Origin of the sequence: Curtobacterium sp. PhB78 (genome assembly GCF_003751685.1) — a bacterium.
Lineage (GTDB): Bacteria > Actinomycetota > Actinomycetes > Actinomycetales > Microbacteriaceae > Curtobacterium.
In genome coordinates, this window is record NZ_RKIA01000003.1 from 246757 (window position 1) to 267338 (window position 20582).

General features: G+C 72.3%; 20 protein-coding genes. 8 read left to right on the top strand and 12 right to left on the bottom strand.

All coding sequences use genetic code 11. The features are described from left to right. The first annotated feature begins 47 nt into the window (after positions 1–47). Positions 48–1523, top strand: a complete 1476-nt coding sequence (locus EDF53_RS08100; RefSeq protein WP_123293079.1) for an amino acid permease — start codon at positions 48–50, stop codon at positions 1521–1523. 14 nt (positions 1524–1537) lie between these two features. On the opposite strand, the gene EDF53_RS08105 is transcribed toward EDF53_RS08100, so the two are convergent. Continuing rightward, positions 1538–2299 (bottom strand): LysE/ArgO family amino acid transporter, encoded by a 762-nt coding sequence (locus EDF53_RS08105; protein ID WP_221181202.1) that lies wholly within the window; start codon positions 2297–2299, stop codon positions 1538–1540. Positions 2300–2369: 70 nt separating this feature from the next. On the opposite strand from EDF53_RS08105, the gene EDF53_RS08110 reads away from it, so the two are divergent. Beyond that, entirely contained in the window at positions 2370–3296 is a 927-nt protein-coding gene (locus EDF53_RS08110; RefSeq protein WP_123293082.1) for a LysR family transcriptional regulator ArgP, read from the top strand. A 37-nt stretch (positions 3297–3333) separates the two neighbouring features. Here the strand turns inward: EDF53_RS08110 and EDF53_RS08115 are convergent, their stop codons facing one another. Next, positions 3334–4113 (bottom strand): Fpg/Nei family DNA glycosylase, encoded by a 780-nt coding sequence (locus tag EDF53_RS08115; RefSeq protein WP_123293083.1) that lies wholly within the window; start codon positions 4111–4113, stop codon positions 3334–3336. Further along, complete coding sequence (locus EDF53_RS08120) at positions 4106–8896, bottom strand: DEAD/DEAH box helicase (protein ID WP_123293085.1); 4791 nt, start codon at positions 8894–8896, stop codon at positions 4106–4108. The genes EDF53_RS08115 and EDF53_RS08120 overlap by 8 nt, the downstream gene beginning before the upstream one ends. Before the next feature lie 161 nt (positions 8897–9057). Here EDF53_RS08120 and EDF53_RS08125 point away from each other — a divergent pair, with 161 nt between their 5' ends. Continuing rightward, complete coding sequence (locus tag EDF53_RS08125) at positions 9058–9714, top strand: PadR family transcriptional regulator (RefSeq protein WP_111083510.1); 657 nt, start codon at positions 9058–9060, stop codon at positions 9712–9714. Positions 9715–9887: 173 nt separating this feature from the next. Here the strand turns inward: EDF53_RS08125 and EDF53_RS08130 are convergent, their stop codons facing one another. Beyond that, positions 9888–10505: an alpha/beta hydrolase gene (locus EDF53_RS08130; RefSeq protein WP_123293086.1), complete on the bottom strand. Its 618-nt coding sequence runs from the start codon at positions 10503–10505 to the stop codon at positions 9888–9890. Between the two features lie 73 nt (positions 10506–10578). On the opposite strand from EDF53_RS08130, the gene EDF53_RS08135 reads away from it, so the two are divergent. Beyond that, positions 10579–11121: an NUDIX hydrolase family protein gene (locus tag EDF53_RS08135; protein WP_111083509.1), complete on the top strand. Its 543-nt coding sequence runs from the start codon at positions 10579–10581 to the stop codon at positions 11119–11121. Positions 11122–11223: 102 nt separating this feature from the next. On the opposite strand, the gene EDF53_RS08140 is transcribed toward EDF53_RS08135, so the two are convergent. Then, a complete protein-coding gene (locus EDF53_RS08140; RefSeq protein ID WP_111083508.1) occupies positions 11224–11433 on the bottom strand; it encodes a CsbD family protein in 210 nt (69 codons plus the stop codon). A gap of 143 nt (positions 11434–11576) precedes the next feature. Next, a complete protein-coding gene (locus EDF53_RS08145) occupies positions 11577–13184 on the bottom strand; it encodes a DEAD/DEAH box helicase (protein WP_123293088.1) in 1608 nt (535 codons plus the stop codon). 288 nt (positions 13185–13472) lie between these two features. On the opposite strand from EDF53_RS08145, the gene EDF53_RS08150 reads away from it, so the two are divergent. After that, positions 13473–14306: an endo alpha-1,4 polygalactosaminidase gene (locus EDF53_RS08150; protein WP_123293090.1), complete on the top strand. Its 834-nt coding sequence runs from the start codon at positions 13473–13475 to the stop codon at positions 14304–14306. A gap of 113 nt (positions 14307–14419) precedes the next feature. Here the strand turns inward: EDF53_RS08150 and EDF53_RS08155 are convergent, their stop codons facing one another. From EDF53_RS08155 to EDF53_RS08165, 3 genes are all read right to left on the bottom strand, one after another. Then, complete coding sequence (locus EDF53_RS08155; RefSeq protein WP_165901018.1) at positions 14420–14779, bottom strand: GntR family transcriptional regulator; 360 nt, start codon at positions 14777–14779, stop codon at positions 14420–14422. A gap of 10 nt (positions 14780–14789) precedes the next feature. Continuing rightward, complete coding sequence (locus tag EDF53_RS08160) at positions 14790–15362, bottom strand: DUF1684 domain-containing protein (RefSeq protein WP_123293403.1); 573 nt, start codon at positions 15360–15362, stop codon at positions 14790–14792. A 131-nt stretch (positions 15363–15493) separates the two neighbouring features. Then, positions 15494–15976 carry a hypothetical protein gene (locus EDF53_RS08165; protein ID WP_123293092.1) on the bottom strand — a complete coding sequence of 161 codons (483 nt, stop codon included), beginning with the start codon at positions 15974–15976 and terminating at the stop codon, positions 15494–15496. Between the two features lie 74 nt (positions 15977–16050). On the opposite strand from EDF53_RS08165, the gene EDF53_RS08170 reads away from it, so the two are divergent. Further along, on the top strand, positions 16051–16818 hold the full coding sequence (locus EDF53_RS08170; protein WP_148058303.1) for a carbonic anhydrase: 768 nt from the start codon (positions 16051–16053) through the stop codon (positions 16816–16818). 3 nt (positions 16819–16821) lie between these two features. Here EDF53_RS08170 and EDF53_RS08175 read toward each other — a convergent pair whose 3' ends face one another. After that, positions 16822–17454, bottom strand: coding sequence for a GNAT family N-acetyltransferase (locus tag EDF53_RS08175; protein WP_123293095.1), 633 nt, complete (start codon positions 17452–17454; stop codon positions 16822–16824). Positions 17455–17551: 97 nt separating this feature from the next. On the opposite strand from EDF53_RS08175, the gene EDF53_RS08180 reads away from it, so the two are divergent. Together EDF53_RS08180 and EDF53_RS08185 are read left to right on the top strand one after the other, a co-directional pair. Beyond that, on the top strand, positions 17552–18157 hold the full coding sequence (locus EDF53_RS08180; protein WP_216834250.1) for a hypothetical protein: 606 nt from the start codon (positions 17552–17554) through the stop codon (positions 18155–18157). A 67-nt stretch (positions 18158–18224) separates the two neighbouring features. Next, complete coding sequence (locus tag EDF53_RS08185; RefSeq protein WP_111083501.1) at positions 18225–18527, top strand: DUF427 domain-containing protein; 303 nt, start codon at positions 18225–18227, stop codon at positions 18525–18527. Between the two features lie 18 nt (positions 18528–18545). On the opposite strand, the gene EDF53_RS08190 is transcribed toward EDF53_RS08185, so the two are convergent. Together EDF53_RS08190 and EDF53_RS08195 are read right to left on the bottom strand one after the other, a co-directional pair. Continuing rightward, a complete protein-coding gene (locus tag EDF53_RS08190) occupies positions 18546–19805 on the bottom strand; it encodes an Nramp family divalent metal transporter (protein WP_123293097.1) in 1260 nt (419 codons plus the stop codon). A gap of 75 nt (positions 19806–19880) precedes the next feature. Then, the gene (locus tag EDF53_RS08195) at positions 19881–20576 is read right to left on the bottom strand and encodes a CGNR zinc finger domain-containing protein (RefSeq protein ID WP_111083499.1); all 696 of its coding nucleotides are present in this window, start codon (positions 20574–20576) and stop codon (positions 19881–19883) included. Positions 20577–20582: the final 6 nt, after the last annotated feature.

Below are 20582 nucleotides of genomic sequence, written 5' to 3' on the forward strand. Positions count from 1 at the left end.
AGTAATGTCACGGGGTCCGCCGCCCAGCCGATGACGGGATCCACCCCATGGCAACGAAGCTCCGCATCAAGTCGATCGAGGCCTCACTGGCCGACTCCGAGGAGCAGGGCCGGTCCCTGAAACGCTCCCTGAAGACGTTCGACATCGCCGCGATGGGCATCGCGGTCGCCGTCGGCGCCGGCATCTTCTCGGTCGGCGCGAACGCCGCCGCGAACTTCGCCGGGCCCGGCGTCATCATCTCGTTCCTGCTCGCCGCGGTCACGTGTGGCCTGGCGATCATGTGCTACGCCGAGTTCGCCTCGACGATCCCCGTCGCCGGCTCCGCCTACACGTTCACCTACGCCACGATGGGCGAGCTCCTCGCCTGGATCGTCGGCTGGGACCTCATCCTCGAGACCCTCACCGCCAGCGCCGTCATCGCGAAGTACTGGGGCATCTACCTCAGCACCGCATTCGACGTGTTCGGTGTGACCCTGCCGAGCACGATCCAGCTCGGCCCGATCCCGTTCACCTGGGGCCCGGTCCTGATCGTCGGTATCTTCACGGTGCTGCTCGCCTTCGGCACCCGCCTGTCGTCGCGGGTCTCGGCGGTCATCACGATCATCAAGGTCGCCATCGTGGTGTTCGTCATCGTCGCCGGCGCGTTCTTCGTCAAGGCCGCGAACTTCACCCCGTTCATCCCGCCGTCGGAGCCCGCCAAGGGCGCGGAGGGCAGCGTCTGGACCCAGTCGCTCGTGTCGTGGTTCACCGGTTCCGAGCCCGCGCAGTACGGCGTCTTCGGGCTGCTCGCCGCGGCGTCGCTCGTGTTCTTCGCGTTCATCGGGTTCGACGTCGTCGCGACCAGCGCGGAGGAGACCGAGAACCCGCAGAAGACGCTGCCCCGCGGCATCTTCATCGGCCTGGGCATCGTGACGCTGCTCTACGTCGGCGTCAGCATCGTCATCACCGGCATGGTCTCCTACCAGCGCCTCGCGCAGGAGGACGCACCGTCCCTGGCCTCGGCCTTCGACATCGTCGGGCTGCCGTGGGCTGCCGGCATCATCGCCATCGGTTCCCTGATCGGTCTGACGACCGTCGTCATGGTGCTGCTGCTCGGTCTGTCCCGCATCGTCTTCGCGATGAGCCGCGACGGTCTGCTGCCGCGCTGGTTCTCGAAGACGAACCCGAAGACGCAGACGCCGGTGCGCGTGCAGGTCGTCGCGGGGGTCGTCGTCGCGCTGCTCGCCGGGTTCACGGCGGTGGACAAGCTCGAGGGCATGATCAACATCGGCACGCTGTCGGCCTTCGTGCTGGTGTCGATCGGCATCATCGTGCTCCGCAAGTCGCGCCCGGACGCCCCGCGCTCGTTCCGGGTGCCGTGGTCGCCGGTGATCCCGATCCTGTCGGCGGTGCTGTGCTTCTGGCTGATGCTGAACCTCGAGGTCGAGACCTGGCTGCGGTTCGTCGTCTGGCTCGTGATCGGCTTCGCGATCTACTTCGGCTACAGCCGCCGCAACAGCCGGGTCGGCAAGGGCCAGCAGTAGCGGGCTCCGGCCTCCTACGCGCCGACGACCAACAGGACGCCGAAGCCCAGCATCACGACGGCGACCAGACCGTCGAACACCCGCCACGTCAGCGGCTTCGCGAACAGCGGTCGGAGCAGTCGCCCGCCGAACCCGAGCGCGCCGAACCACAGGCAGCTCGCCGCAACCGCGCCGACGGTCCACAGCCAGCGGTCGTCCGGGCCCTGCTGGTTCGCGACGGATCCGAGGAACACCAGCGTGTCCAGGTACACGTGCGGGTTCGCCCACGTGAAGACGAGCATGGTCGCCACTGCCGTGCGCATGGTCACCGCCTGGCCGGGAGGCACGGTGCGCGTCCGCCCCGCCACCACCGTCCCCGGGCGCTCGGGTCCACTGCCCGCGGCCGGCTCCGGCACGCCGTCGTCCGACGCCTGGTCGGCGACGCGAGTCGCGATGGTCACGTCGTCCGCCGCGTCGTCGGCCACGCGCATGGCGTCGCGCGACGGCCGCTGTGCCCGTCGCGCGGCGAGCACGCCGTAGGTCACGAGGAACGCGGCCCCGACGAACCGCACGACGACGAGCGCCACCGGGAACCGCTCGACCACGGCCCCGACGCCGAGCACCCCGGCGACGATGAGCACGGCGTCCGACACCGCGCACACGACGACCGCCGCCGTCACCACCCGCAGGCCCGAGCTGACCGCCAACCGGAGCAGGTAGGTGTTCTGCACACCGATCGCGACGATCAGGGCGAGTCCGGTGCCGAGGCCGGTGAGCAGGGGGAGAAGCGTGGTCACGTCAACGACGCTAGGTGCACCCCCGTCTGTAGACCAGCTCACGTTCCTACAGCGCCGTAAGCTGCACTGCATGGTCCGGTTCCAGCGCGAGCACCTCGAGACCCTGTTGGCCGCCGTCGACCACGGCACCCTCGACGCGGCCGCCCGAGCCCTGGCGATCACCCCGTCGGCGGTCTCGCAGCGCATCAAGTCGATGGAGCAGCAGATCGGCCGGGTCCTGCTGCAGCGGACGACCCCGGTCACCCCGACGGCCGACGGCGCCGTCGTGCTCCGGCATGCACGCCAGGTGCGGCTGGTCGACGACGAGACCGCCCGCGCACTCGGCGAGACCGATGCCGACGGATCGGGGTCCGCGGTGCCGTCGATCCCGCTCGCCGTCAACGCCGACTCGCTCGGCACGTGGTTCCTCGACGCTCTCGCACTCGTCCGTGTCGACACCGAGGTGGTCTTCGACCTGCACCGCGAGGACCAGGACCGCACCGCCGAGCTGCTGCGCGCCGGCACGGTGATGGGTGCCGTGACGGCCGAGGCGGACCCCGTGCAGGGCTGCTCGTCGGTACCGCTCGGCATCGACCGGTACCGGGCGGTGGCATCGCCGGCGTTCGTCGACCGCTACCTGTCCGACGCCGACACCGAGCGGCGGATGCTGAGTCGCCTGGACTTGGTGCCGCTCGTCGACTACGACCGTGACGACGACCTGCAGCAGGGCTACCTCCGCCGGGTGCTCGGTCACGCGCCCTCCGGTCCACGCCACTTCGTCCCGACCTCGGCCGACTTCGCACGGGCGGTCTCGCTCGGCTTCGGGTGGGGGATGCTGCCCGAGGCGCAGTGCCTCGATGCCCTGGCGCGGGGCGAGCTGCTCGAGCTCACCCCGACCCGCCGCGCCGACGTCGCCCTGTGGTGGCAGCGGTGGAACCTGGCATCACCCTTGCTCGAGCGGGTCACGGACGCGGTGCGATCGACCGCCGCCGAGCGCCTGCACCCCGTCACCCGGTGAGCAGGCACGTGCCGGTGCTCGTCGCTGCGACCGCGGTTCAGGTCTGGCAGCGCGGGCACCAGTAGGTGTCCCGCAGGGTGAGCTCCGAGTCACCGAGGTCCCCTCGCCGGATCCGGGTGCCGCACCGCAGGCACGGCTTGCCCGCGCGTCCGTAGACCCAGAACCGACGCCCCGGGCGGTCGATCCCCGTCGTCACCCGGTGGCTGCGGTCGCGGTTCGCCAGGATGAGCCGGCTCGCCAGGGAGATCATCCGGCCGGCGTCGTGCACCTCGGCCACCGGGCGGGTCGGCAGGACTCCGCGCAGGAAGCAGAGCTCGTTGCGGTAGACGTTGCCGAGGCCGGCGAGCACGCGCTGGTCGAGCAGCGCCAGTCCGACCGGCCGTGCAGGATCCCGCGTCAGGTTCTCGAGCGCCTGGTCGGCGTCCCAGTCGGGCCCGAGCAGGTCCGGGCCGAGGTGCCCGACGACCTCGGACTCCTGGTCGCGGGGGACCACCTCGAGCACCCCGAGCGTGAACCCGACGGTCGAGACGTCCTCGGTGTCGAGGATCGCGCGTGCCTGGTGCGCCGGGCGTCGCCAGCGCTCACCTGGCGCGTAGACGTCCCACCGCCCCTCCATCTTCAGGTGGGAGTGCACGGTCAGGTCCCCGATCCGGTGCAGCAGGTGCTTGCCACGGGGCACGACCTCGTCGACGGTGCGGCCGACCAGGTCGACGGTCGCGAACGCGGGCACCCGGAAGTCGCTCCGGGTCAAGACCTTGCCCGCGAGCGCCGTGTGCAGCCGGTGCGCTGCCCGGTAGACGGTGTCGCCCTCAGGCACGGAGCCGGAGTCCCTGCGGGGTGGCGGTGAACCCGGCGTCGCCCAGCGCTGTGCCGAGCGGGGTACCGAGCACGAACTCGCCGTCGACGCGCTCGACCGCGAGCTTCCGCAGTCCGGTGCGCACGATGCCCGCGATCGACGCCGCTGCGACGGCCAGCTCGGCGGGGTCGTCGGTGAAGGTCAGCACCGACTTGCCGCCGCGCTCGACGTACACCGCGAGCCGGCCGTCGACGGTGGTGACGAGTGCTCCGGCCTTGCGCCCGGGCCGGTGGCCGCGCGCGCCGGTGGTGGCCGGTGCCGGGGCCATCTGCGCAACCGCAGCGACAGCAGCGACGTCGGCGCCCGTGTCGCCCGCCTCGGCTGCCGCACGGTCGTCGGACGGCCAGGGCAGCGCCGCCCCGTACGGGTTCGCGGGGTCGGTCGCGGCCAGGGTCAGTGCCTCGCGCTTCCGGTCCGGGTCGACGCGTTCGTCGTCGTCGAGGTCGCGGGCGTAGGTGCGGAGCCGGTCGATCGTCGGGCCGGTGGCGAACTGTGCCGCTCCGAGCCCCTCGATGAAGTACCCGCGACGCGCCCGCCCGGACTCCTCGAACCGCGACAGCACCCGGTACACGCCCGCGAACCCGCCTCGTACGCCCTCGACCTGCACGGCACCGCGTGTGACGACCCCGTACCGCTCGAGCAGCTGTTCGGCGGTCGCGGCGGCCCGTACAGTCGAGTCGGACTCGGCCAGGGGGAGCAGGGACCAGCGGCCACCGACGGACGGCGGACCGGACTGCGTCGGCATCGTCGGACGTCGGCGCCCGCGGTACGCACGAGCCCGCGGGGCGCTGCTGCTCTTCGCCTTGCCGCCGAGCATCGAGCGCAGCGGAGCGAACGTGTCGTTCGTGATCTGCCCGGCCCAGACGAGGTCCCACAGTGCCGTCGTCAGGGCCGGGTCGTCGGTGCTGCCGACGGCCTGCCCGAGCTGGCGGAAGAAGTACGCGCCGCCGCCGGCCAGGGCACCGAGCACGTCGCGCTGCAGCTCGGTGGTCTCGTCGCCGGAGGGCTCGGCGAGCGTCGTCGACGCCGTCTCGGCGAGGTGCAGGCGCACCCACCCGTCGTTGCCGGGCAGGGTCCCGCCGCCGGACCACAGGACCTCGCCGGTGGCGGTGAGCTCGTCGAGCATGTTCGTGGAGTAGTCGGTCACCCGCGCGGGCAGCACCAGGGTCTCCCAGGCGCTGGCGGGCAGGGCGACGCCGGCGAGCTGGTCGATCACCTGCAGGACCCCGTCGACCCCGCGCAGGCCGCCGCGGGTGCCGGGGGTCTGCACGTGCTGCCAGGCGGGCAGGAAGCGCGCGAGCGTGTCCGGCGACACCGGCTCGACCTCGTGGCGGAGCGCGGCGAGGGACTTCGTGCGGATCCGGCGCAGGACCTCGGCGTCGCACCACTCGGCGCCCTGCCGATCCGGGCGGAACTCGCCTTCGACCACACGTCGGTCGGCGACCAGACGGCGCAGGGTGTCCTGCACGACGGCGACCCCGAGGCCGAGGCGGCCCGCGGCCTCCTGCGCCGAGAACGGCCCGTGCGACCGGGCGTAGCGGCCGACCAGGTCACCGAGCGGGTCGGCGACGGGTTCGACGAACGCGGTCGGCACGCCGATCGGCAGCGGGACCCCGAGGGCGTCACGCAGGCGCGAGGCGTCCTCGATGACGGCCCAGCGGGTGGACCCGGCGTGTGAGAACGACAGGACACGGCGGTCGCGCTCGAGCGCGGTGAGCACGGTCTGCACCTCGGTCGCAGCGGCGGAGCGGTCGTCCGACGCCGCCAGCCAGCTCCGGTCGACGGCTTCGTCGAGGTCGAGCGCGCCGACGAGCCGCAGCACGTCGACCAGCCCCTCGGCGTCGCGCGCCCGGCGGTCCGGCGACAGCCGCTGCAGGTCCTCTTCCACCGAGGCGATGACCGCCGGGTCGAGCAGCTCCCGCAGTTCGGCGCGGCCGAGCAGTTCGCCGAGCAGGGTCGAGTCGAGCGACAGTGCCGCGGCCCGGCGCTCGGCGAGCGGGGAATCGCCCTCGTACATGAACGCGGCGACGTACCCGAACAGGATCGAACGGGCGAACGGGGACGGCGTCTCGGTCTCGGTCTCGACCAGGCGGATGCGGCGGCCGGCGATCTCGTCGGCGATGCCGAGCAGGGCGGGCACGTCGTAGACGTCCTGCAGCACTTCGCGCACGGTCTCGAGCACGATCGGGAACGACGGGTACTTCCGGGCCACCTCGAGCAGCTGCGAGGCGCGTTGCCGCTGCTGCCACAGGGGCGAACGCTGCCCGGGGTTCCGACGGGGCAGCAGCAGGGCGCGCGCCGCACACTCGCGGAACCGCGCGGCGAACAGCGCCGAGCCACCGACCTCGTCCGTGCTGAGTGCCTCGAGGTCGTCGCGCTCGAACACGAACAGGTCGGCGCCCGGCGGTTCGGCGTCGGTCTCGGGGATGCGCACCACGATGCCGTCGTCGGCGGCCATCGCGTCGCCGTCGATGCCGTGGCGTTCACGCAGCCGTGCCGCGACCGCCAGGGCCCACGGCGCGTGCACCTGCATGCCGTACGGCGAGTGCAGGATGAGCCGCCAGTCGCCGAGTTCGTCGCGGAAGCGCTCGACCACGAGCGTGGTGTCGTTGGGCACGTGCCCGGTGGCCGCGCGCTGGTCGCGCAGGAAGGTCAGCAGGTTCGTGACGGCACGCTCGTCGAGGCCGCCGGCGGCGACCCGGGCGCGGGCGTCGTCGTCCGAGGAGCCCTCGACCTCGCGCACGAACGCCCCCGTCGCGCGACCGAGTTCGGCGGGGCGGCCGATGCCGTCGCCCTTCCAGAACGGCACCCGACCGGGCTGTCCGAAGGCTGGGCTCACGATGACCCGGTCGTGGGTGATCTCCTCGATCCGCCAGCTCGTGGCTCCGAGGGCGAAGACGTCCCCGACGCGGGATTCGTAGACCATCTCCTCGTCGAGCTCGCCGACCCGGGACGCCTTCTCGCCGACCATGAACACGCCGAACATCCCGCGGTCCGGGATCGTCCCGCCGCTCGTCACCGCGAGCCGCTGGGCGCCGGGGCGTCCGGTCAGGGTGCCGTGCACGCGGTCCCACACCAGCCGCGGGCGGAGTTCGGCGAACTCGTCGCTCGGGTACCGCCCGGTCACCAGGTCGAGCGTGGCGTCGAACGCCGAGCGGGGAAGTCCGCTGAACGGAGCGCTGCGCCGGACCAGGTCGAACCACTGCTCGACGTCGACCGTGTCGATCGCTCCCGCGGCGACGGTGTGCTGCGCCAGCACGTCGAGGGGGTTCGCCGGCACCGAGATCGACTCGATCTGCCCGGAGACCATCCGCTCCACCGTGACCGCACTGTTGACGAGGTCCGCGCGGTGCTTCGGGAACAACACCCCGCGGGAGATCTCGCCCACCTGGTGCCCGGCGCGCCCGACGCGCTGCAGGCCGCTCGCGACCGAGGGTGGTGCCTCGACCTGCACGACGAGGTCGACCTCGCCCATGTCGATCCCGAGCTCGAGCGAACTCGTCGCGACGACGCACCGCAGCCGACCGGACTTCAGGTCGTCCTCGATGATGGCGCGCTGGTCCTTCGACACCGAGCCGTGGTGGGCGCGGGCGAGCACGGGCACTGCAGTGTCGGAGCCGCCGCCACCGGTCTGCCCGGACGCGCCGATCATCTGCGCCGGCGGCCGCTTCGTGCCCTGGGGTGCGACCGCGTGCGCCGAGGTCCGGGCGGGCGACTGTGGGCGAACCCGCGCCACCGGCAGTCCGTCGTCGGCTGGCGAGACACCCGCCGGCACCAGCGCATCGCCCTCCGCGGCCGAAGCCGGAGCCGCCGCAGCGAGGACGCGCTCTTCGTGGATCTCGTTCAGCCGCGCGGTGAGTCGCTCGGCCAGTCGCCGCGAGTTCGCGAACACGATCGTCGACCGGTGCTCCTCGATGAGGTCGACCACACGCTCTTCGACGTGCGGCCAGATCGAGCCGTTCGCGGGAGCGTCGGACGCGTCCGCACCGACCGGCGGAGCACCGAGCTCGGCCATGTCGTCGACCGGCACGACCACGCGCAGGTCGAAGGTCTTCTGCGCCGGCGGGGCGATGATCGTCACCGGCGCACGGCCGCCGAGGAACCGAGCGACCTCTTCCGGCGGCCGGACCGTGGCGGACAACCCGATGCGCTGCACCGGCTTGTCGAGCAGGTCGTCGAGCCGCTCGAGCGAGACGGCCAGGTGCGCCCCGCGCTTGGTCGAGGCGACCGCGTGCACCTCGTCCACGATGACGGTGTCGACGTTCACCAGGGTCTCGCGCGCCTGCGAGGTGAGCATGAGGTACAGGGACTCGGGCGTGGTGATGAGGATGTCGGGCGGCTGGCGGAGCAGCTTCTGCCGGTCCGACGACGGGGTGTCGCCACTGCGCACCCCGACGGTGACCTCGGGTGGTTCGGTGCCGAGCCGCCGGGCCGTCTGCGTGATGCCGACGAGCGGGCTGCGCAGGTTCCGCTCGACGTCGACGCCGAGGGCCTTGAGCGGCGAGACGTACAGGACCCGCGTGCGCTGCTTGGCCGGGGGCCGGTCGGTCGCGCTGATGAGCCGGTCGATCGACCACAGGAACGAGGCCAGGGTCTTGCCGGATCCGGTCGGCGCGATGACGAGAGCGTGCTGCCCCGTCGAGATGGCGTCCCAGGCGCCCGCCTGCGCCGGTGTCGGGGCGTCGAACGCACCTCGGAACCACTCCGCGGTCGCGGGGGAGAAGCGCTCGAAGACGTCCGTCATGGTCCGCCCATCCTGCCCGCCACCACCGACAGCAGGCCGAGCGGTGAGTACCCCTTGACAAGACGATCGTTAGCGATCTATCGTAAACACATCGCGATACGACGAAGACGAAACCAGTCAGACCGACCGCGAGCCGACTCAGCAACAAGGAAGGACGCACCATGCGCCCCATGCACAACGACAACGACAGCAACCACCACCCGCGCGGCCCCCGTTTCGGCGGCGCGCGGCAGCACCACGGCGCCGGCTTCCCCGGCCGCGACCGCGGTGACCACGAGCACGGCGGCCGAGGCGGCCGTGGCTTCGGCCCGGGCTTCGGGCCGGGCATGGGCTTCGGCCCCGGCTTCGGTGGCTTCGGCGGACCCGGCTTCGGTCGCGAACGCCGCCGCCGCGGTGACGTCCGCCTCGCGATCCTCGGCCTGCTGGCCGAGGGGCCGCAGAACGGCTACGCCGTGATCAAGACCATCGCCGAGCGCACCGGCGGCGCCTGGAAGCCGAGTCCCGGCTCGGTCTACCCGACGCTCCAGCAGCTCGTCGACGAAGACCTCGTGGTCTCGTCGGGCGACGGCCGCAAGACGCTCTTCGAGCTCACCGACGCGGGCAAGGCCGAGGCCGAGGCGAAGGCCGACGAGATCGCAGCGGCACTCGACGCGGCCCCCGGGATCCCGGACGCGCAGCGCGAGTTCTTCGAGGCGCTCCGGAAGACCATGGGCGTCCTGCAGATGTACCGGACGACCGCGACGGAGGACCAGGCCAAGGCCGCCACCGCCAAGGTCGACCAGCTCCGCAAGGACCTGCTGCAGATCCTCGCCGACTGACGTCGGAACCCACGAACGGGAGGCACGGTGCCAGCTGGCACCGTGCCTCCCGTCCGTCGTCGCCGGGGCTGACCCCCGCGCATCGTGAGCAGAAAAGGTCGAGTCCGCACGTCGGACCCGACCATTTCTGCTCACCAAGCGCGTCCCGCGCCCTCACCAAGCGCGCCCCGCGCCTACGCCCCGATGAACGCCGCGACGTCCGACAGCTCCGCTGCCGACACCGCGTGCGGCAGCCCCTCGTAGGCCCGGTCCGTCACGGTGGTGTTCGCCGCCGCCCACGCCTGCGTCCGCGCGGTGGCCTCCGCCGGGATCACCGGGTCGAGGTCGCCGTGCCCGAGAAACACCCGCGGCCGGACGGCGGCGACGGCCTCGTCGCGCGAGTCCGTCACCCCCGGCACGACGAACCCGGACAGCGACACCGCGAACGCGAACGCCGCGGGCCGTGCGCGCAGCAGCTGCAGCGCCATCGACCCGCCCTGCGAGAACCCGAGGAGTCCGATCCGCGGGTGGTCGGCGGCGACGGAGTCGACCCACGCGAGCACCTCGGCGACGGCGGCGTCGACGGGCTCGAGTGCGGGGGAGCCCGGCGTCCCGAGCGGGTACCAGCTGAACCCCTGGCCCCAAGCCATCGGCGCCCGCAGTGACGCCATCGTCCAGGCCGCCGGCAGCGCGGGGGCGAGTCCGAGCAGGTCGCGTTCGTTCGACCCCACCCCGTGCATGGTCACGAGCAGCGGTGTCCCTGCGCGTTCTTCCGCGGGACGGGTCCACTGCACCAGGTCTGCATCGATCATGTGGACAACGCTAACCATCCCCAAGTCCCGCGCCTTCCGCCGAACTCGACGCCGTCCCTGGTAGACACGGTGCATGGCCTCGTTGCAAACCCCCGACCCCGACTCCGGCTGGCTGTCCGACGAGGAACTCGCCAACGCGCGTCGTCGACTCCCCATCTGCTACGTCGAGGCGATCCCCGTCCGCACCGACGGCCTCGGCGTCGTGACCGAGGTCGGAGTGCTGCTGCGCGTGGCCCCGAGCGGCTCGATCGTCCGCACCCTGGTGTCCGGTCGCGTGATGTTCGGCGAGTCCATCCGCACGGCGCTCTTCCGTCACCTCGAGAAGGACCTCGGCCCGATGGCGTTCCCGCAGCTGCCGTCGAGCCCGACGCCGTTCACCGTGGCCGAGTACTTCCCGCTGCCCGGCGCCTCGGTGTACACCGACGAACGGCAGCACGCGATCTCGCTGGCCTACGTCGTCCCGGTCACCGGCACGTGCGAGCCCCGGCAGGACGCCCTCGAGCTCACCTGGATGACCCCGATGGAAGCCGCGTCCGACGGCGTCGCCGACGACATGGAGGGTGGCCGCGGCGCCCTGCTGCGCGCGGGCCTCGCGTCGGTCGGCGCGCTCATGTAGCGACCGGCTCGGTTCCCGAACACGACGGAGCACCCGCACACGACGAAGCCCCCGGATCCGATCGGATCCGGGGGCTTCGCAGCGCGGTAGTGAACCGGCTTGTTACTTCGTGTCGCGGTCGCTCTTGAGGCTGTCGGCGACGCCGGAAGCGGCGTCCTTGACGTTCGTACCCGCCTGCTTGGTGTCGGCCTTGACCTGATCGGTCTTGCCCTCAGCCTTGAGGTGGTCGTTGTCCGTCGCGTTCCCGACGGCCTCCTTGACCTTGCCTGCCGCCTTCTCAGCGGCGTTCTTGATGTCTTCGATCCCAGCCATAGGCACTCCTTCCAACAGCGGACGTTTCCCCGTCAGCCGCTTGCGCGGCATCCGGTGAAGGAGAACCTACGCCTTGGGGGCGTCCGCTTCGCAGGCGCCCCCAAGGTTGTCCCCCGCTGGTCAGCGCGGGCCGGGTCGACAGGTCAGTGGCGGTCGGCAGCACCGGCCGGACGGGAGGCACGGCGCGACGAGCCACGACGGCCCCCGCCCGACTCCTGGCCGGCTCCACGGCCCGCGGCGTAGCCACCGTCCGAGGACCAGACGGCAGAGGACCCACCGCGCACGGTGTCGCTGCCGGCGCGACGGCTGCCGCCGGTGCGGCGACCACCCGTCGAGCCCGCGCCCGCTGCGGCGGAGCGCCCGGTGCCCTCGGAACGTGCGCCGCGAGCCGGACGGCCCTGACGGCCCCCGGCCGAACCGGCGGACTCGGAAGCCGAGCCGGAGCGCGCGGGCTGACCCGAGCCTCCCGGACGGCCGCCGCGACCACGACGACCACGGTCACCGGCGGAATCGGCGGAGCGCTGCTTCGGCTGACGCTGCTGCTGCGCGGGCTGGTCCTCGGCGACGTGGCGGATCGGGGCGATCTCGCCGACGAGCGTGGTGACCGCCGGGGAGGTCGCGGTGACCTGCTGCGGGGTGACCTTGATCGCGGCGGCACGCATCATCTGCGCGACGTCGCGACGCTCGGCGGGCATCGTCACCGTGACGACGTCACCGGACGAACCGGCACGGGCGGTACGGCCCGAGCGGTGCAGGTACGCCTTGTGCTCGGTGGGCGGGTCGACGTGCACGACGAGCTCGACGTTGTCGACGTGCACACCACGGGCGGCGACGTCGGTGGCGACGAGGACGAGGGCCTCGCCGGACGAGAACTTCGCCAGGTTCCGCTCACGGGCGCCCTGCGACAGGTTGCCCTGCAGGTCGACGGCCGGGATCCCCTGGCTGCTGAGCTGCTTGGCGAGGCGCTTGGCGTGGTGCTTGGTGCGCATGAAGAGGATGCGGCGACCGTTGCCCGAGGCGAGGGTGCTCACGAGGTGCTTCTTCGCGTCGGCGTCGGCGACCTCGAACAGGTGGTGGGTCATCGCCTCGACGGGGCTGTTCGCCTCGTCGACGGAGTGCATCACCGGGTTGTGCAGGAACTTCTTGACGAGCTTGTCCACGCCGTTGTCGAGCGTGGCGGAGAACAGCAGACGCTGTCCCTGCTCGGGCGTCGCCTGCATGATCTTGGTCACGCCGGGCAGGAAGCCCATGTCGGCCATGTGGTCGGCCTCGTCGAGGACGGTCACCTCGATGTCACCGAGGTTGACGTGGCCCTGCTGCATGAGGTCGGCGAGACGGCCCGGGCAGGCCACGACGACGTCCACGCCGCCGCGCAGGGCGTCGACCTGACGGCCCTGTCCGACGCCACCGAAGATGGTCGTGGTGTTGAGGCCCATGGCCTTGGCGAGCGGGGCGAGGGCGACGTCGATCTGGGTCGCGAGCTCACGGGTGGGGGCGAGCACCAGGGCGCGGGGGCGGCCGGCGCGGCGCTTGCGGCCGCTGGCGGCGAGACGGGCGACGAGCGGGATCGCGAAGGCGATCGTCTTGCCGGAGCCGGTGCGGCCACGGCCGAGGACGTCCTTGCCCTGCAGGGAGTCGGGGAGCGTGTCCTCCTGGATCGGGAACGCGGTCTCCTTGCCCTGGTCGGCGAGGACGGCGACCATCGGCGCGGGGACGCCCAGGTCGGAGAAACGGAGGTCATTGGTGGTCATGGTGACCTTTCGAGCCGGATGAGACCGGCTGTGGGCGCGCTCTGAGGCAGCGCGCGGGCGGGATGCGCGCCAACAGAGGTGGCTGGCGCAGTCGCCGCAGCAGAGAAGCCTGGGCACCTTCGGGAGGTGCTCGATCATCGACCAGAGGATCAGTGGAACGTGGTCGGGAGTTCGGGGCGTCCGTACGACGCACGAGACGATCGGCGTCTCGAGTACCACCAGCATAGCGTGTGGACCCCGCAGAACCCAGGACCGGTCCGTTCGCCCTGCGCATGCGAGGATTCCCGGGTGCGTACGCGAACCGTCCTGATCACCACCGCGATGGCCCTGGTGGCCGTCCTCGGCACGGCCGGCTGCGCCGAGGCTGCTCCGACCAGCGCGGCGGCGAGCTACCGCAACCTGCCGACCTCGGGGCGCCCGGACTACCAGCTCGGCGGCTCCTACACGCCGCCGTCCGGCGTGACGATCGTCGAGCGGGACAGCACCGCCAAGCCCGCGAAGGGCAAGTACGACATCTGCTACGTCAACGGGTTCCAGACGCAGCCCGAGTCCGCCCGCACGTGGACGGGGTCGTACCCGTCGGCGATCCTGCGCGACCGGGCCGGCAAGCCGGTGTCCGACCCGGGTTGGCCGGACGAGATGCTCCTCGACACCCGGACGGCGGCGAAGCGCGCGCTCATCACGAAGGTGCTCGCGAAGTCCATCGCCCGCTGCGGCGACCGCGGGTTCGACGCGGTCGAGTTCGACAACCTCGACTCGTGGACCCGGAGCGGGAAGCGGCTCACGCGCGCCGGCAACCTCGCGCTGGCGAAGTCGCTCGTCGACACCGGGCACCGCCACGGCCTGGCCGTCGGGCAGAAGAACACGCCGCAGCTCGGGGCCTCCGGCCGGAAGCAGACCGGGTTCGACTTCGTCGTCGCCGAGGAGTGCGTGCAGTACCGGGAGTGCTCGGCGTACACGAAGGCCTACGGCAAGCGGGTCATCGACATCGAGTACGCGGACACCCTCGAGCGCTCGTGGGGCTCGGTCTGCAAGCTGAAGAGCCGCCCGGCGATGACGATCCTGCGCGACCGCGACCTGGTCACGCCGACCGACGACGCCTACGTCTTCGAGCACTGCTGAGCGCGGGTTCCTTCCCAGAACGCCCGCGATGGAACGTCGAATCGGGCGTACCGCGCCGGAACTTCCGACCAGGTACGCCCGAAAGCACCAGGTACGCCCCAGAGCCCCGGTGCCTACGCGGGCCAGGCGTCCTTGAGCGCGGTGGCCGCCTGGTCGGCCGACAGTCCCGCCGCGCGGGCAGCGGCTGCGAGCGCACGTGCCGCATCAGCCACGGCGTCGGGCACCTCGGCCGGCCGCACCACCCGGGTGCCGGCACCACGCGCGGTGTGCACGAGCCCGGCCTCCTCGAGCAGCTGGTAGGCCTTCGCGACCGTGCCGGCCGCCAGCCCGAGCTCGTCGGCCAGCCCCCGCACGCTCGGCAGCCGTTCGCCGTCGACGAGGTACCCCGCGCCGATCTGTGCCGCGATCTGCGAGCGGACCTGCTCGAAGGGCGGTACGCGTCCGCCGGCGTCGAGTGCGACCAGTCCTGCCATGCGTTCCACCCTAGAAGTCGTACTGCTCGCCGACCGGGATCGGCACCGGCACGGTGTTGCCGGGAGGCGCGAGCGGGCACGCCCACGCCGGGTCGTACGCGCACGACGGGTTGTACGCGAAGTTGAAGTCCAGCACGAGCGAGTCGGCGTCGTCGCCGCCCAGGTCCGAGCCCTTGATCGTGTCGAGCAGGTAGCGTCCGCCGCCGTACGTGCCGCGGGCCTTGCCGGCGCTGGAGTCCTTCACGGGGACGAACAGCCCGCCCGCGTAGCCGCCGTGCGACCAGACGTCGAGCGTGCCGACGCCCGGGACCGTCACGACGCCGAGGCGGTCGAAGTGCACGGTGCCGTCGGTGCCGGTCTCGTAGTCGAACTCGGCGGGCTCGGCGGGTTCGATGCGCACCTGGAACCGCCAGGCGGGGTCGTAGTCCGGCACGGGCAGCGACTCGAAGTCGCGGGCGTCCTCGTCCAGGAGCGGCGACGCGGGGTGCTCCGCGAACATCGCGTCGCGGGTCTCCCGCCACAGCGCGTGCGCCGTCTGGGGATCGGGCGTCGCGCGGACACGGCGGTACAGGTCGAACGTCATGCGCCGCCAGTCCACGGTCGCCAGCGTGCTGCGCACACGGTCGTCGGTCGTCGGCTCCTGGGGGCGCGTCTGGCTCACGTGGTCGAGGCTACGCCCGCTCCGCGGTGGACGGGAGGCCCGACTCGCCTCGCTCAGGCAGCATCCGTCCGCCAGGTGGGCGCGAGCGCACGCATCCGGTACGCCCGCCACTGCCAGATGACCCACATCCCCGGCCACAGCAGTGCGCCGAGGGGCCACGGCCGCATCCGGTAGGTCAGGCGGTCGATGAGCAGCGTCCGGTCGCCAGGAGCCGGCACGACCGCCATCCGGTGGCGCATCGTCATGCGGCCGAACAGCCCGCTCGTACCGCCGCCGTTGTCACGCTGCACGGGGACGCCGTCGATCTCGTACAGGTCGAGGTCGACGTGCGTGTCGCCGCTCGGCACGAGGCCGAACGCACTCGCGGTGATCGGGTGCGGGTGCCCCGGTTCCCACCGCTCCGGGAACCCCTCGGGGCTGCGCGAGCGGTACACCAGGAACGGCTTCGTCACCGCGACCATCACGGACGGGGACAGCAGGGCGTCGCGCACGGCGTCGACCGGCGCATCGAGGACGATCCGGATACCGACGTGCATGCCCAGGACCCTACGCTCGGGGCCGGCGACCACTCTCGGCAAATGTGAAATACGAGTATGTGAGTGTGTACAGCATGCGATCCACTCACCCCCGCCTCCCCCTGCTCGCCACCCCCGCCGTCCTCCTCGTCCTCGCCGGGTGCGCGGCCGGAACGCCTCCCGAGGCCGACGCGCACGACACCGGCACGTCGTGGTCGTACGAGGGAGCAGGCGCCCCGCAGCACTGGGGTGGTCTCACCGACGAGTACGGCACGTGCGGCACCGGCGACCAGCAGTCCCCGATCGACCTCCCGGCCGCCCGCGGTGGCGCCGACCTCGACCTCGTGGGCTCGGGCGCCGTCCGGGGTCTGACGGCGGACAACGGGCACACCGTGCAGTTCACCGCCGGCGACGGTGCCTCGACGACCATCGCCGGCGCGGACCTCGGCCTGGTGCAGATGCACTTCCACGCGGGCTCGGAGCACACCGTCGACGGCGATCCGGCCGACGCGGAGTTCCACTTCGTGCACGCCGACGACCGCGGGGCCCTGACCGTCGTCGGGGTCCTCGCCGAGCGGGGCGCGCACAACCCCGCCTACGAGAGCTACCTCGCCGGGGCGACGGCGGGTGCCGGCCGGGAGAGCACGGTGGACGTCGAGGCGATGCTGCCCGCGTCGCGCTCCTTCGCGACCTACGAGGGGTCGCTCACCACGCCGCCGTGCACCGAGGGGGTGCGGTGGATCGTGCTCGAGGACCCGATCGAGCTCGGCGCCGACCAGCTCGCCGACCTCGAGGCAGCGCACGTCGAGAACGCGCGTCCGATCCAGCCGCTCGGCGACCGGACGGTCCGTCACACGCTCTGACGGTCAGGCGTGCCGGGCGGACCGGCGGCGCGACCCCTCGGCGCGGTCGTGCCGCCGGAGCCGCTCGGCCAGGGACAGCCGGACCGCCGGCCACTCCGAGGCGATGATCGAGAACACCACGGTGTCGCGGAGCGTGCCGTCGCGACCGATCGAGTGGTTCCGCAGCACGCCGTCCTGCTTCGCGCCCAGACCGGCGATCGCGGCGCGGGACTGGTGGTTGTGCCAGTGCGTGCGGAACTCCACCGCGATGCACTGCCAGGCCTCGAACGCGTGGGACAGCATCAGCAGCTTCGCCTCGGTGTTGATGCCCGAACGCTGCGCCGACTTCGCCAGGAACGTGCTGCCGATCTCGACGTGCCGGTTGCCCGCGTCGATGTTCATGAAGGTCGTCGAGCCCACCACACGGCCGGTCGGACGGTCACGCACCGCGAAGGGCACCATGCGGCCGGCCTCGTGCTCGGCGAGGCGCCGGTCGATCTCGTCCTCGACCTGGGCCGCCGCGGGGACCGAGGTGTACCAGGTGCGCCACAGATCGCCGTCCGTCACCGCTGCCCGCAGGTCTTCCGCGTGCTCCTGCGCGAGGGGCTCGAGCGTCACACGGTCGCCGGTCAGGGTGGGCGCGGGGGCGATCTCCATGGAAGTGCATCCTACGGTCGTCGACCATGGTGGAGCCTGTCGGGACGGCCACCCTGTGGAGAGGGACAGCATCGCCCGGACGGCTATCGTGACGGACGTGGCAGAACGCACCCAGGAGCAGTACCAGGTCCGGTTCGCGTGGGGCACCGGTGGTGCGGCACGCATCGCCCACGGCGCACACCTCGTCGTCTGGGTGGACGTCCTGCCGAGCTCGCCGGATGCGGCGGCGCAGCGCCGCGCGTTGCGGAACGCGACCGCCCAGCTGCCGGACGGTCCGGAGGTCGTGCTCGGCCACCTCGGCAACGCGAGTGCGATCGCGGAACGGGTGACGGGCCTCCAGGCCGATCGTGGCGACCGGTGCGTCGTCGCGGTCGTCGCCGCCGGGCTGCACCATCCCGGAGCGCTGGACGACGCGGCCGAGGCCGCGGGCGAGACCGTCGACGTGCCCGACGCACCCGACTTCGCCGTCGAGGACCTGCTCGCCGCCGGCGCCGTCGTCGACGCGCTCGCCGCGGTCGGGATCGACCACACCTCACCGGAGGCCGCCGCGGCCTGCGCGGCGTACACCGGGCTCCGGCGTGCGGTGAAGCACCTGGTCACGGCCTCCGAGAGCGCGGCCGTCCTCGGTCGCGAGCCGGTGCACGCGGCGCTCGCCGTCGGACCGGAACTGGTCGTCCTGCGGGAATCGCGGGGCCGGGCGTAGCGTTCGAGCGGACAGGGACCGGAGCGCCGTCCAGGCCGTCCGGCACCAGCGAGCGAAGGAGCAACGCATGAAGGCAGTCGTCGGCGACACGGTGATCGCGGAGGCCCCGGAAGAGGACCTCATCAAGATCGAGGGCAACTGGTACTTCCCGCCGTCGAGCGTGAAGTCCGAGCTGTTCACCGAGAGCCCCACCCAGTACCACTGCCCGTGGAAGGGCGACACCCAGTACTTCACGGTGAACGTGGACGGACAGGCGCTGCAGGACCGCGCGTGGTCCTACCCGACGCCGATCCCGTCGTCGTTCGACCGCGTCGGCAAGGACTACTCGGGCTACGTCGCGTTCTGGAAGGACGTCACGGTCGTCGAGTGACGACCAGCGTCCCGGCGCTCACTGCGTCACCGTGAGCACGATCAGCGCGACGTTGAGCGCCACGATGACCGCCGCGATCACCCACGCCACCACGCGGGTGGTCGCGGCGTTCACGTCCGTGCCCATGATGCTGCGGCGCGACGTGTAGACGACCAGCGGGACGATCGCGAAGGCGATCCCGAAGCTCAGCACGACCTGGCTCACCACCAGCAGCATCGTCGCGTCGGCACCGATCGCGAGCAGCACGATCGCCGGCACCAGGGTGATCACACGCCGCGCCACGAGCGGGATCCGGACGTGCAGCAGCCCCTTCATGATCTCGGCGCCGGCCATGCAGCCGACCGAGGTCGATGCCAGCCCCGACGCCAGCAGCCCCACCGCGAACAGCACCCCGACGACGGGCCCGACGTGGTCGGCGATCGCCCGCTGGGCACCGGGGATCGAGTCGGTGCCGGCGACGCCGGGCAGGGTCGCCGCGGCCAGGACGAGCATGCAGATGTTCACGCCGCCGGCGACCACCAGCGCGAGGCCGACGTCCCACCGGGTGGCGACGAGCACGCGGCGACGCTCGGGGCCGGCGGGGACGTCGCCGTGCCGGTCGCGGGCGAGCGCCGAGTGCAGGTAGACCGCGTGCGGCATGACCGTCGCGCCGAGCATCGACGCCGCGAGCATCACCGACTCGGAGCCCTCGAACCGCGGCACCAGGCCGCTGACGAGCTCGGCGGGGGAGACCTGCGCGAAGAGCAGTCCGGCGCAGAAGCCGACGGTGAGGATCGCAAGCATCGCCGTGACGACGGCTTCGAAGGTGCGGGTCCCGCGGCGGCTGTGCAGGGTCAGCAGGAGCATCGAGACCACGCCCGTGATGAGCCCACCGGCGACGAGCGGCAGGCCGAAGAGCAGGTGCAGGGCGAGTGCGCCGCCGATCACCTCGGCGATGTCGGTCGCGGCCGCGACGATCTCGGCCTGCCCCCAGAACAGCAGCCTCGGGGTGCGACGCATGCGCAGGCCGAGGTGCTCCGGCAGGGACTTGCCCGTGACGACGCCGAGCTTGGCGGACAGGTACTGCACGACGACCGCGCTCGCGTTCGCGGCGACCAGGACCCAGAGGAGCAGGTAGCCGTACTTCGCCCCGGCGGTGAGGTTGGCCGCCACGTTGCCGGGGTCGACGTAGGCGATGGCCGCGACGAACGCCGGGCCGAGCAGGGTGAGGCCGGCGGCGCGGCGCCTCGGGGTACCCGTGGGTTCCTCGGTGGTCCTGGCTGCGGCGGTGTCGGTCACGGCACCAGCATGCCAGAGAATTCGGTGCGCCGAATCTTTTTCTTCGCGCTGCCTTGACGGCTGGTCGGAGGGTGGTCAGACCGCCGCGCGCCGAGCGCGGTGCGCACGGACCTTGGCGCGGTTCCCGCAGCGCTGCATCGAGCACCAGCGGCGTGTCCCGCCCCGCGAGGAGTCGTAGAAGACCAGCGCGCAGTCGTCCGCCGAGCAGCGGCTCAGACGCGTCGGACGGCCGTCGGCCTCGACGTCGTCGAAGCCGACCTCGGTGAACAGCGCGACGGCGTCGCGCGCGACGCTGGACAGTGCCTGGGCCAGGCGGACGCGGTTCGCTCCGGCACGTCGTCGGCCACCCGGGAGGCTCGGGGGCACGTCCGGCAGGGCGGCGAACAGGTTGACGGTGTCGATGTCGTCGGGCGCGGGGCGCGTGCGGCCGGTCCCGGCACGCAGGCCCGCCGCGACGGCGGTGCGCTCGGCCGCGGTGGTCGCCGGGCCGGGGGCCGCGGCGACGGCGAGTCGGGCGATCGCCGCGCGGAGCGCGCGTGCGTCCTGCAGCTCGCGCGCGCTCGCCCCGACGTCGATCGGTTCGGTGTGGTCGCTGAGCCACTCGTCCAGGTCCGCCGGGCTCGCGAGCAGCTCACCGAGCTGCGATCGGGGACGCCGGCCGTCCGGGTCGTCGGCGAACCCACCGGTGTGCGCGAAGTCCAGGGCGATCCGACCGGCGTCGAAGAACCAGGTGGATCCGGCGTCCGTGCGGATGTGCTGCCCCGTGTGCATCCGTCC